This window comes from Agriterribacter sp. (assembly GCF_035445465.1).
In the GTDB taxonomy this organism is placed as follows: domain Bacteria; phylum Bacteroidota; class Bacteroidia; order Chitinophagales; family Chitinophagaceae; genus Agriterribacter.
The window spans coordinates 60,243-73,114 of the sequence record NZ_DAOMQT010000016.1 but is presented as its reverse complement, the minus strand read 5'-3'; the positions used below and the strand labels follow the sequence as shown (position 1 = coordinate 73,114).

At 44.4% G+C, this 12,872-nt stretch carries 11 protein-coding genes; 6 read left to right on the top strand and 5 right to left on the bottom strand.

Annotated elements, in window-relative coordinates:
* Positions 1-33 precede the first annotated feature (33 nt).
* Positions 34-585 carry a cupin domain-containing protein gene (locus PLE34_RS10490; protein ID WP_324556593.1) on the bottom strand — a complete coding sequence of 184 codons (552 nt, stop codon included), beginning with the start codon at positions 583-585 and terminating at the stop codon, positions 34-36.
* 64 nt (positions 586-649) lie between these two features.
* A complete protein-coding gene (locus PLE34_RS10485) occupies positions 650-2,305 on the bottom strand; it encodes a DUF8614 domain-containing protein (protein ID WP_324556591.1) in 1,656 nt (551 codons plus the stop codon).
* Between the two features lie 296 nt (positions 2,306-2,601).
* Between PLE34_RS10485 and PLE34_RS10480 the strand changes: the two genes are divergently transcribed.
* Positions 2,602-2,910, top strand: a complete 309-nt coding sequence (locus tag PLE34_RS10480) for a DUF3467 domain-containing protein (RefSeq protein WP_324556590.1) — start codon at positions 2,602-2,604, stop codon at positions 2,908-2,910.
* Between the two features lie 66 nt (positions 2,911-2,976).
* Here PLE34_RS10480 and PLE34_RS10475 read toward each other — a convergent pair whose 3' ends face one another.
* Positions 2,977-4,170 carry a pyridoxal phosphate-dependent aminotransferase gene (locus tag PLE34_RS10475; protein WP_324556587.1) on the bottom strand — a complete coding sequence of 398 codons (1,194 nt, stop codon included), beginning with the start codon at positions 4,168-4,170 and terminating at the stop codon, positions 2,977-2,979.
* 132 nt (positions 4,171-4,302) lie between these two features.
* Here PLE34_RS10475 and PLE34_RS10470 point away from each other — a divergent pair, with 132 nt between their 5' ends.
* On the top strand, positions 4,303-5,172 hold the full coding sequence (locus tag PLE34_RS10470) for a bifunctional 5,10-methylenetetrahydrofolate dehydrogenase/5,10-methenyltetrahydrofolate cyclohydrolase (protein ID WP_324556585.1): 870 nt from the start codon (positions 4,303-4,305) through the stop codon (positions 5,170-5,172).
* Positions 5,173-5,246: 74 nt separating this feature from the next.
* Entirely contained in the window at positions 5,247-5,900 is a 654-nt protein-coding gene (locus tag PLE34_RS10465) for a 7-carboxy-7-deazaguanine synthase QueE (RefSeq protein WP_324556583.1), read from the top strand.
* A 195-nt stretch (positions 5,901-6,095) separates the two neighbouring features.
* Here the strand turns inward: PLE34_RS10465 and nagB are convergent, their stop codons facing one another.
* Positions 6,096-8,003 (bottom strand): glucosamine-6-phosphate deaminase, encoded by a 1,908-nt coding sequence (gene nagB / locus PLE34_RS10460; RefSeq protein ID WP_324556581.1) that lies wholly within the window; start codon positions 8,001-8,003, stop codon positions 6,096-6,098.
* A 194-nt stretch (positions 8,004-8,197) separates the two neighbouring features.
* Between nagB and PLE34_RS10455 the strand changes: the two genes are divergently transcribed.
* On the top strand, positions 8,198-8,938 hold the full coding sequence (locus tag PLE34_RS10455; protein WP_324556579.1) for a DUF4488 domain-containing protein: 741 nt from the start codon (positions 8,198-8,200) through the stop codon (positions 8,936-8,938).
* A gap of 317 nt (positions 8,939-9,255) precedes the next feature.
* Here PLE34_RS10455 and PLE34_RS10450 read toward each other — a convergent pair whose 3' ends face one another.
* Entirely contained in the window at positions 9,256-10,314 is a 1,059-nt protein-coding gene (locus tag PLE34_RS10450; protein WP_324556576.1) for a LacI family DNA-binding transcriptional regulator, read from the bottom strand.
* Positions 10,315-10,533: 219 nt separating this feature from the next.
* Between PLE34_RS10450 and PLE34_RS10445 the strand changes: the two genes are divergently transcribed.
* Positions 10,534-11,781 carry a DUF6807 domain-containing protein gene (locus PLE34_RS10445; protein WP_324556574.1) on the top strand — a complete coding sequence of 416 codons (1,248 nt, stop codon included), beginning with the start codon at positions 10,534-10,536 and terminating at the stop codon, positions 11,779-11,781.
* A 119-nt stretch (positions 11,782-11,900) separates the two neighbouring features.
* Positions 11,901-12,728 (top strand): ThuA domain-containing protein, encoded by an 828-nt coding sequence (locus PLE34_RS10440; RefSeq protein ID WP_324556572.1) that lies wholly within the window; start codon positions 11,901-11,903, stop codon positions 12,726-12,728.
* The last annotated feature ends 144 nt before the right edge of the window (positions 12,729-12,872 follow it).

Below are 12,872 nucleotides of genomic sequence, written 5' to 3'. Positions count from 1 at the left end.
TGGCAAATACCGAAATGCGTATGCCCCTTTAAGTTAGTCAAGATATGCATTATAGACCGGCTTGTAACCCATAAGAAAGGAAAAGGGAGTAAGTATTCCAAAGATAATTTTTTGAGCAACATAGGATGGCTTTGCCAGCCGGAATTCATCAGAAAAGAATTTTGCCGTTGCCGCTATTTGTAAAATACCGGGCATCCCGTCTTCATTTGTTTTATTATCATTGGCTAACCCGGTAAATGTTTCCAGTAAATTTTCGGATTTCATGGCAGGGCGAACTTTCCAGTTCACTATTGTTTTACTATCCGAACGGTTCCACATAGAATGGATTTTATTACGGGGTATATGCAGGCTGTCGCCTGCTTTTAAGGTTATCGTTTGTGCATCTATTTTTACAGTAAGCTCGCCCGATACAACTGTAAAATCTTCTTCCTGGCAGGGATGATAATGGGGAGGTGGTTCTTTAGACCCCGGACCAAACCCGGATTCCATTTCAAGCAATGCACCCTTGGTATCTTTGGCAGTTTGAATAAAGCGGATGACCTGCCCGGTTTTGGAATTAGAAATTATTTTATTGCTGATTGCCATGCTGCTTTATTTTTAAATTTAAATAAGCTTCCGGTTACCCAAAAAAAATTAACTTAACTTCTGCCTATTTCAACCCAAGCGCACTCAGCCCCTGCTCAAAAACGATGTCTACGGGTATTCCTTTCTGCTGTAAGGCATCCAGATCGGATTTCAGATCAGTCTTAATAATGCTTTTTTCTTTTTGCAGCGCTTCCACACCTGCTTTATCGCCATTGCCCTGTAGTGTCAGGATAAGCGCTCCCAGGTCATTCATTGCAGAGCGGAATTTTTCATAATTTACTTTATAGCGTCCCTCGCTTGTTTTTTCAAAAGCGCCTTTTTCCTGGAGGAAGTTAAAATTGAGCATATTGGCCTTACCGTGTGCACTGGCGGCCCCAAAACGAACAGAACGCAGTATTCCTGCCATATACGTAGTGTAATAACTTTCGATAGTTCCTTCCAGCTCTCCTTTCTCCACCAGTGTTGTTACCATGTATAAACCCAGTATATCTGCCTTAGCTTCTTCAAGCCAGGAGTTCTGTTCCTGTAAGGCAGCCCTCACCGTTCCCTTTCCGTTTACCGTTTGTTTAATACCCAGTCCATGCGCTACTTCATGGAACATTACATTAGAGAAAAAAGCATCAAATGCTATTTGCGATAATTGGGAAGCATCAATGAGTTCATCAGCTATGGGCATCAATATTTTATCGAATTTGGCCTGCATGGCATTTTTAAGCTGTGAGCGGCGGGTTCCTTTGGTTTTTTGTATGGTTTCATCATTGGGCAGGTTAACGGCAATGGTTTTGGAGCCGGCATTACAATCGCCTGCATAATAAATTACATCGTATGCATTGAGCTCCGAATCGGTACCGGGCTTTTCCGACCTGTATTTCTTTTCCACAGGAAGCCCTTCCTGCAGTTCGGGCAACATGGCAACATATTTTGCCAGTCGCCTGCTCCATTCCTTATCTTTTACCAGCAGGTAAGCCTCAAAGGATGCGCGGTAACTGAACAGCTTATCTTCATAATTTTCAATAGGCCCTATAATGAAATCAATACCATTTGTTTTCATGTCCATCCAGGCCATGTCGCTGGCGGTATATTTACTGGTAACAAGCGCTTCTGCACGCAACTGTAAATATTTTTTTAATCCGGCATCTTCTGCAAGTTCCGCTGCTGCTTTCAGCAATGAAGCCGCTTTTTCAAGCTGCGCTTTATATTCTTCGTGGTAGGGCACTGAATACAGTTTGCCGGCAGCATCACGTTTAACTACAGTATACAGCCCCTCCTTATCCTTTAAATCAGCCTTTTCAAATTCTTCTTTGGTCATGTTCTTCGGATAAAAATTAGCACCGGGCGGCTTAATGCCTGCACCGGCAATAAACGGGGTGTCGTTATTCAGCCTGTCCCACGGGCCATAATTGATAAGCATAAATTGCTTTGCCGCTTCATCCTGTGCAGCATTCAGCAAACTGTCTTTATTGCCATAGGCCTGCAACCAGAACAGGTCATCCATAATTCCTGCCGCTTCCATAAGCAGGGGCAGCATTTCTTTTTCCTTTGCAGTAAGCTGACTTAAATTGGTTGTTAGCTTTACCTTTTCATACAATGCCACCCTTTGCTGTATATAGCTCATAGAAGAATCCTTTGATGGTTCATTTGTTGCTGTTGCATTATTATCATTGCAGGATAATAATATACTTACCGCGGCGCTTAACGCGAGAAAAGCATATTGTTTCATGGCGATTTTATTTAAGAGGTCAAATGTAGGAATTAAGGGGAGAATACAATAGAATCAAATAACAAAAAGCAAGAATCAAATAAGTCGCAAATCCGAATATTAAATTTCGAAATCCGAAGGAAATACGAAGCACCCGGACTGGCTGTCAGCAATCAGCTTTGAGCGAAAAAATGAAAAGATGTCATTTGCGTCTTCATTCATTGCGCACTTTGCGTGAAGCCATCCAGGTGAAGTGCAATCTCAAATATCAAATCTTAAATGTCAAATCTTGGTTTACATTTGCACAAACAACTATTATGGCAGATCAGCAACCCAATCAGCTCAATATAGAAATTTCTGAAGAAATCGCCGAAGGCGTTTACGCCAATCTTGCTATTATTACGCACAGCCATGCCGAATTTGTAGTGGATTTCGTGAATGTGATGCCGGGCACACCCAAAAGCAAAGTGAAATCAAGAATTATTCTTACACCTCAGCATGCCAAACGTTTTATGAAAGCCCTGGTAGATAATGTAAAGCGTTTTGAAGCAGCCAACGGACCTATACAGGATATTGAAGAAATACAGATCCCCATGAATTTCGGAGGACCTACTGCACAGGCGTAACAGGGAGGGGTAAGTGGTAAGTTACAGGCCGAATGTAGTAAAAACGGGCCACCCATCAATCCATTGCTACACCAAATTTTTATATACCTCAAGCGCTTTTTCTAAACAATCCATTGCTTTATGAATAGCATCCACATTCAGTACATAGGCAATGCGCACTTCCTGTTTTCCAAGTCCCGGTGTTCCGTAAAAACCGGTTGCCGGCGCCATCATTACCGTTTGTCCTTCATAAGAAAAGGATTCTAATATCCATTGGCAGAACCGGTCGGAATCATCTACAGGAAGCTGAGCCATAGCATAAAAAGCTCCTCCGGGATTGGGGCAAAATACACCCGGAATATTATTTAAACGCGCTACCAATGTGTCTCTTCGTAATTGATATTCGGCTTTGGTAGCATCGAAATAATCAGCCGGCAGGTCCAATGCAGCTTCCCCGGCAATTTGTCCGAAAGAAGGCGGGCTGAGTCGGGCCTGTGCAAACTTAACAGCCGTTTCCACCACCTGTTTGTTCTTTGTGATCAATGCCCCTATTCTTGCGCCGCATGAGCTGTAGCGTTTGGAAATGGTATCCAGCAATATTACATTTTCATTCACACCCTCTAACTGCATAGCACTAAAATGTGTGCCGGTATAACAAAATTCCCGGTATGCCTCATCAGAAAAAAGATACAGTCCATGCTTCTGAACAATGTCTTTTAAGGTTTCCAGTTCGTTGCGACTATACAGGTATCCCGTTGGATTATTGGGATTACAAATAAGAATGGCTTTTGTGCGGCCGGTTATTTTCTGTTCCAGGTCAGCAATAGGCGGTAATGCAAAGCCATCTTTAATATACGAAGTTACCGGCACTACTTTTACTCCTGCAGCAACAGCAAACCCATTATAGTTGGCATAAAAAGGCTCTGGAATGATCACTTCATCTCCTGCATCGAGGCAGCTCATCATGGCAAATAAAATAGCTTCCGATCCACCGGTTGTAATAAGGATATGGGTATGATCAATAACTATCCCGGCAGCTTTGTAATACTTTACCAGCTTTCGGCGGTACGTTTCATTGCCGGCACTGTGGCTATATTCCAATATTTTAAAATCCGAATGACGAACCGCATCCAGCATAGGTTGGGGCGTTTCAATATCGGGTTGACCGATATTGAGATGGTATACCATTATACCTTTTTGTTTGGCAGCTTCGGCAAATGGAACCAATTTCCGGATGGGCGATGCCGGCATTATCTGCCCACGGGTGCTGATGGGTAACATATGGCAAAGATAGAGAAGACATTATAGCAAATAAAAATAAGAAGCGGCGTTTTTAGCCGGTTGCTCATTTAAATAATGATATCCGGCTGATTTCGCTTTTGCCTTTTCAATTTTCACCTCTACCTTTGCGCCATGCAAATATTAGATGGCAGGCTGGTAGCACAGTCGGTAAAAGATAGCTTAAAACTAAAAGTAGACGCCCTGAGAGAAAAAGGCAAGAAAACACCACACCTGGCAGCCGTTTTGGTAGGTAATAACGGCGCCAGTGAAACCTATGTTGCTTCAAAAGTAAAAACCTGCGCGGAAATAGGATATCAATCTACCCTTATTCGCTTTAACGCAGATGTTGAAGAACAGGTTCTGCTTCAAAAAATACAGGAACTGAACGCAGATGACAATATTGATGGAATACTGGTTCAGTTACCGCTGCCCGGGCAAATTGCCGAAGAAAAAGTGATCAACACTATTGCCGCGGAAAAGGATGTGGATGGTTTTCACCCCGCCAATATAGGTAAAATGATCCAGGGGCAGCCTGCTTATATCCCTGCCACACCTTATGGCATTTTGTTGTTGCTTGAACATTATAAAATTGAAACGAAGGGAAAACATGCGGTGGTAATAGGGCGAAGCAATATTGTAGGCCGCCCCATCAGCATTCTCCTCAGCCAGAATACACCTGTGGGAAACTGCACCGTAACGCTCTGCCATTCGCATACCCGTAACCTGAAAGAAATTTGCCTGCAGGCGGATATTATAGTAGCAGCATTGGGCAAACCGGAGTTCCTTACCGCAGATATGGTGAAGGATGGGACTATCGTAATTGATGTGGGCATTACGCGGGTAGAAGATACAACCAAAAAGAAGGGTTATGCCATTAAGGGCGATGTGCAATACGAAACCGTAGCGCCCAAATGCAGCTATATTACTCCCGTGCCCGGCGGAGTGGGCGCCATGACCATAGCTGCGCTTATGCAAAATACTTATCTTGCCGCCACGCAATAGCAGAAAGTTTATGGTTTGTGGTTTTAAAGTTTTGAAGTTTGTGAACCTGAAGTACTGTTAATTTTATATTGATTTTGAAAGAAACAATAAATATTCCTGCAACAACACTTCCTGTTATGGAGTCATTTTATACACTCCAGGGTGAAGGGGCGCACCAGGGAAAAGCTGCTTATTTTATCCGGCTTGGAGGATGCGATGTGGGATGCGTTTGGTGCGATGTAAAGGAAAGCTGGGACGCTGATGCGCATCCGCAAAAATCAATTGATACTATTGTAAACACGGCATTGCAGGCGCTTCCTGCCAGCCATCAACCATCGGGTAACAATAATGTTATTGCTGTAATTACCGGAGGGGAGCCATTACTCTACGATCTTAAATCACTTACAACGGCCCTGCAAGCTGCCGGGTTCCGTACGCATATTGAAACTTCCGGCAGCAGCAAAATGAGCGGTGTATGGGACTGGGTATGTCTTTCTCCCAAAAAATTCAAAGCCCCGCTGCCTGAAGTGGTTTCCCTTGCCGATGAGCTGAAAATAATTATTTACAACAAATCCGACTTTGCGTGGGCTGAAAAATTTGCGGCGTTGGCGAATGCAGATTGTAAGCTGTACCTGCAACCGGAATGGAGCAAAGCGGCCATTGTTACTCCCCTGATCATTGATTATATAAAGGCCAATCCACAATGGCAACTGAGCCTGCAGGTACATAAGTATATTAATGTTCCGTAGAAAAGCATTTGAAGTTTAATATTTAAGGCAATCAGGCGTCAGGCAGGAGGTGTGAGGTACAGGGTACATGGCGACTACTAAAGGATGCATTCTCCTTCTTTCACTTCGCACCTGAGCCGTGAGCCATCAGCTGTCAGCCAAAGTATACTAACGATGAGTTGATAATTCCACCTTTTACCTTTTACCTTCCATCCCTCAATAATGCCATCTCACAAAAGCTTCCATTGCCGCGTATTTAATTAACCCCAGTTGGGCATACAGGTCGGCGGTATTGGCATTGCGTTCTTCCGCCCGTTGCCAGAACTCACGGGCATCCGTTCCCTGGAACGGCACGGAATCTTTTTGCGACTGGTGTATGAAAATGCCAAAGCGTTTTTTCAATACCTGCTCCGGGCTCATAGGTATCGCCATTTCAATTTCAGTAATATCCCACTCCTGCCAGGCGCCCTTATACAACCATACCCAGCAATCCTTCACCCATTCATCACCGGCAGCCTTAATGCGCTTGAGTGACTCAAAAACAATTTCAAGACAAACCTTATGCGTTCCATGCGGATCGGCCAGGTCGCCGGCGCAATATACCTGCTGCGGCTTTAATTCCCGTAACAGCTTCATGGTCAGTTGCACATCTTCTTCACCCATCGGTTTCTTTTCAATAGTACCGGTTTCGTAAAAAGGCAGGTTCTGAAAATGAGCACGCTCATCTCCTATCCCTATATACCGGCAGGTAGCCTTGGCCTCACACCGGCGGATAAGCCCTTTGATATTCCTGATTTCCGGCGTGTCCGACTGCCGGGTCTTTTTCCGGGAAAAGTATTCCCGCGCTTCTTTGGATATTTGCGTTGATTTTTTGCTGTCTATGCCAAACATATCCTCAAATCCCACCGCAAAATCTAGAAAGCGGGTTACAAACTCATCCGTAACTGCAATATTTCCCGAAGTTTGGTAGGCCACATGCACTTCATGCCCCTGGTCGTGCAGGCGCTGAAAAGTACCTCCCATAGAAATGATATCATCATCGGGGTGCGGGGAAAATATAACTACTTTTTTAGGATAAGGCGTTGACCGCTCGGGATGCTGGGGAATATCTGAATTGGGTTTTCCACCCGGCCAGCCTGTGATGCTGTCGCGCAGCATATAAAATACCTGCAGGTTAATTTCATACACATCTCCTTTTTCCACCAGCAGATCGCCCAGCCCGTTATCGGTATAGTCGCTGTTGGTTAAGCTCAGCACCGGCTTGTTCAATTTGATGGCCGTGTTAATTACCGCACGGCGGATGAGTTTGGGCGTCCACTCGCAATCACCCGTAAGCCAGGGCGATTTAATGCGCGTAAGCTCCGAAGCCGCCAGCTCGTCTAAAACAAAAACACAGTTATCGTGGTTTTGCAATAAGGAAGCCGGGATGGATTCTGTTATATTATCTTCTACAGCGGATTTTACCACAGGGGCTTTAAACTGTCCCCAGGCCATCAGCAATATCTTTTTAGCTTTCATGATGGTGCTTATGCCTGCGGTAACCGCCAGGCGGGGCACCTGCGAAATATTGACGAATTCGTAGGAGTTGGCCAGCCTTGTTGAGTTTTCAAGGGTCACCAGGCGTGTTTTGGAATATACGCTCGACCCGGGCTCATTAAAGCCGATATGCCCGTTTACGCCAATGCCTAATATCTGCAGGTCAATCCCCCCGGCATCTTCAATCATCTGCTCATAATGGTTGCAATATTCCTTTACCTTTTCCTTGGGCCATTCGCCGCTGGGTATATGGCAATTGGCCTGGTCAATATCAATATGATCAAAAAGATTAACCCGCATAAAACGATGATAGCTTTGCAGGGCATTCTTATCAATGGGATAATACTCATCTAAATTAAACGCAATCACATTTTTAAAGCTCACGCCTTCTTCTTTGTGTAGCCTGATAAGCTCGGTATACAGGGTTTTAGGCGTAGAGCCCGTAGCCAGTCCTAAAACACAGGTTTTGCCCTGCAACTGCCGCTCTTTAATGAGGCTTACCACTTCCTGCGCGGCGAACCGGGAGCCTGCCTTAAAATCCGGGAGTATTTGGCAGGAAATTTTTTCAAAAGAATCAACCATGCTCATGATCAGTTGGAATTTAGGTATTTTAATTATTCAAAGAATTATGCATAGGGGGAAGCTGCAAGATAGGAGGAAAAATGCATTCATTTTATATCCGCCAAAATTTTGGACAAACGTTTGTGGATGGGTATCTTTATTGCGGATTCCTGATCTGCAAACCCCGCGGAAACATTTGTAATACGATTAAAATATTTTTTATGAAATATCTGCCCAGGCACGCCGTAAAGATTGTGTCTCTATTATTTTTATTTGTCGTGCTTTCCTTTCCCAAAAGCTTTTCAGGCGTTTACAACGACCCCGCCATACTAAATGGCGCCTGGCATACCACCGAAGGCAGCATCGAGCAGTCGCTCATCATTGCCGATGGCTATTGCATGCTCACCCGGTACGATAAGGTCAATAAAAAATTTATGCACAGCTTTGGAGGACCGCTAACGGCTGCCGGTAACCAGATTACCCTTAAAGTGGAGTTCAACAGCAACGATAAATTGCAGGTGGGCAAAACACTGAGCCATGAATACAGCATCAGCAACGGTATGCTTTCCAGCACGATCAGCGGATCGCCCATGCAATGGCAAAGAACGGATGACGGAAAAAGCGGGTTAGCCGGTAACTGGCGCATTACACAAAGAAAACAGGATGAGAAAATGGGCGATATACCGCTGAGACCGAGAAGGACGCTGAAATTGCTGACAGCAACCCGCTTTCAATGGGCAGCCATTAATATAGAAACAGGTGAATTTTCGGGCACAGGCGGCGGCACCTATACTTTCGCCAATGGAAAATATACGGAGCACATTGAATTCTTTTCGCGCGACAGCACCAGAGTGGGGGCTTCCCTCAGCTTCGACGGGAAAATAGAAAACGGCAACTGGATCCACTCCGGCTTAAGCTCTAAAGGCGACCCGATTTATGAAATATGGTCGAGAATGAAGTAGTGGGGGAATGCGAAGGAATACCAAAGAACCAAATTACAAGAACCAAATAAATTTCAAATCCGAAGCCATAAGCTCTAAATCCGAAGAAATACAAATCATCAAGAAACAAATGACAAAAAACAAAGAAAATTCAAATTTTAAATCCGAAGCGGAAGCCCGAAATTCGGAGCGGAATGCAACTATAAACTATAAATTATAAACGACAAACCACAAATAATAAACGATAAGCCTATACTGAAACGGATATTCCCTGAAACCTGAAACCTGCAACCTGAGACCTGCAACCATCTCAAATCTCAAATTTTAAATATCAAATATCACCCTCCCTTCCTCATTGAAGAAGCCCTTACTTCCATTGTTGTTTTTAATTCAATGGTTTTATACTGGTGATGCAGCACATTGTTCTCGATCATGGTAATGAGCAGCCTGGCTGCCGACTGCCCGATATCGAAAGTAGGCTGGTGTATGGCCGTTAAAGGCGGATCAATAAACCGGCACACAGGATTGTCAAAAAAGCCCACCATAGCGATATCCACAGGTATCCGGAGCTTCATTTCCTTTAATACCTCAAAGCAGTCAATGGCAATTCTTTCGCTGGCAGCCAGCACAGCGTTGGGTTTCGAACCGTTCTTAAATAATTTAACGAGCGCCTTTTTAATATTGGCAAAATCAAAATCGCAATGCACGATCCATTTTTTTTCAACAGGTATCTTATACTTTTTCAGGGCTTCCATATATCCTTTCATCCTGTTCTTTGTAACCGATAAATAAGGTGCCATGGTAAGGTGGGCAATACGGCGGTAGCCCTGTTCTATAAGATGAGAGGTAGCATCGTAGGCGCCGCCCGCATCATCGGTAACAACGCGGGGTGTATCTATTTCATCACATATCCTGTCGAACATGACTACCGGAACGCCTTTATCAATCAGTTCAGCGAGGTGGGTGCCTTTTTTGGTTTCATTGGAAACAGAAATGATCAAACCATCTATCCGGCGTGATGCCAGCAGGTTAATATTGGTTACTTCTCTTTCGTATTTTTCATGACTCTGAAAGATCACCACATGATAGCCCATATTATAAGCAATGTCTTCAATGCCCGCTATTACGGCCGAACAAAAGTAATTGGCGATCTCTGGAACGATAACGCCAATTACTTTGCTTCTCTTTTCTTTTAAGGAAAGCGCGATGGGGTTGGGCGTATACTTTAGCTCTTTGGCCAGCTCCTGCACTAATTTCCGCGTTTCATCATTTATCTCCGTACTCCCCCTTAATGCACGGGAAACCGTAGACGCCGAAATGCCCAGCTTACGTGCAATATCTTTTATGGTTACAGGCTGTGGGGTTTGCATGGGATAAAGATATACTGCCTTTCCCATTTCTGCACACATTTGCCTGCAGGAATAAATCTTTTCTAAATTATCAGCCCTTTAGCTGAAGTAAATGTAATGCAAACGTTGCCGGGAACGAGTGCAGCAAACAGCCTAATAATCCATCCATACCACCTGTTGGAAAGAACATCCTATCTCCCTATTTTTACGTTAACATTATTTTAAAGAACGGTTTTTGATTTTGCAGCGATTGCTTTTTGATTAAATATGAAAATAAAATTACCCTTAGCCATAGCTATGATGCTATGGTGCTTGCCTGCAACCAGAGCCCAGGTTATTGCCAAACTAACGCTTCCTGCTGTTAACAACAGCATCAGCGCACCGGTATATATTGACCTGGATGCCATAACTGCTGTTCCGGATTCGCTGCTGATGCTGCGCGAAGTAACCGGCAAAACCAGCACACCTGTATCTTTCCAGGTTGAAAACAGCTATCACCGCTACCTGTGGTGGATGGTGAGCAGGAAAACCGGCGCTGCAAAAAGAGTTTTTGAACTGGTTAAAATAAGCGCCCCCGCTGCTCCCGCAACATCTTCTTTACAGTTAACAACAAACGATAAAGCCGTATTGATCAAAGAAAACGGTAAAGAAGTATTGCAATACAATTTTGCCACACATTACCCTCCTGCCGGCGTGGATTCTGTTTTTAAGCGCAGCGGCTTTATTCATCCTCTATGGACCCCTTCCGGAAGTGTGCTTACGCGCATCAATCCGCCCGACCACCATCACCACATGGGCCTGTGGAACCCCTGGACGCATGTGCTTTTTGAAAATAAGGAAGTGGATTTCTGGAATATAGGCGATAAAAAGGGTACCGTTCGTTTCAGTAACTTCATTTCAACATATAACGGAAATATATATGCGGGATTCAGGGCCCTGCAGGAACATGTGGCCTTTAATATACCCACAGCAGGGATGGAAAAAACAGCAATGCAGGAAGTGTGGGATATAAGAGTGTACAATACCGGGAACAATATCTGGCTTTGCGACTTTACTTCTATATTGAATTGCGCTACCGGCAGCCCTGTTACACTGAAAGAATACCGCTACGGCGGATTCGGCTTCAGGGCTACGGAAGAATGGAATAATGCCAACAGCAAAGTGCTTACATCCGAAGGTAAAACACGGGAGGAAGCGGATGCATCTACCGCCCGATGGTGCATGATTGACGGCGACCTGGAGAAGGGACACGCCGGCATTTTATTCATGAGCTACCCGGCTAATTACAATTTCCCCGAACCTATGCGGGTTTGGCCTGTAGATGCTAATAAAAGAGGTGATGTGTTCTTTAGCTTCAGTCCAACGCGCAATAAAGACTGGCCGCTTCAACCACAAAAAAACTATGTGCTGAAATACAGGATGCTGATCTATGATGGAGCCATAACACCGCAGCAGGCGGAAGAAGCATGGAAAAGCTTTGCGCATCCGCCGGAGGTGAAGGTGGAGAAATTATAATTTGAAATTTGAGATCTGAAATTTGAGATTGAGATGCAGGTTTGCGATGGAAATGTGAGAATTTGAAAATGGGGAGTCCTAACAGGTTTTGAAAACGGGAGAATTTGAAATATAAAAATATGACTAAAAAAAGCTTACTATTAATTGCATGTGTGTGCCTGGCATTATTTGCTGCAGCGCAAAACAAATCAAAGGGTGGCGCCAAAGTGAACTGGAAAAAAGTAAATGTGCTGGTATATACAAAAAACGGAAACGGCTATGTGCATGAGAACAGGGCAGCCGGTGTAGCTGCCATCCAGCAACTGGCAAACCAGTATGGCTTTTCTGTAACGGTATCTGAAAACCCCGCCGACTTTACGGAATACAATTTAAAAAAATATAGCCTTATCGTATTCAACAATACCAATAACGATGTTTTTGATACCGATGAGCAGAAAGTAGCGCTGATGCGCTATGTGCAGGCAGGCGGCGGATTTGTGGGCATTCATTCCGTAACCGGAACGGAAAGAAACTGGCCCTGGTTCAAAAGATTGGTAGGCGGCACTTTTGTTAAGCATGCCAAACATCAGAAATTTAAAGAAATCGTTATTGATCCCAATCATCCTTCCACTTCGTTTTTACCCCGCATCTGGGAACGCGATGATGAATGCTATTATGTAAAAGAAGTGAATCCCGACCTGCACGTGCTGGTAGTGCACGACTTGAGCAGCGTGGAAGATACGGATAAGCCCACATTTTACGGCGAAACCTTCCCTTCGGTGTGGTGTCACCAGTTCGATGGGGGCAGGCAATGGTATACTTCATTAGGACACGATATTGCTACCTACGCTACGGCCGAATTTCAACAACATATTATGGGCGGCATTATATGGGTTGTTGACAGTAATAAACCTTTGGACTATTCAAAAGCAAGAGCAGCAAGCCCCGGCGATCCCCTTCCCTATTGAAGCGTGAAGGAAAGCCTTATAATAGAAAGAACAATGTGTACCTGTGTGGCCTATGATCCTATGTGTTAAAAGAATACATTTAAACACACAGGCACAGTAGAAACACAGGAACACAATAGAAGAAACAAAAGCCCTGTGTACCTG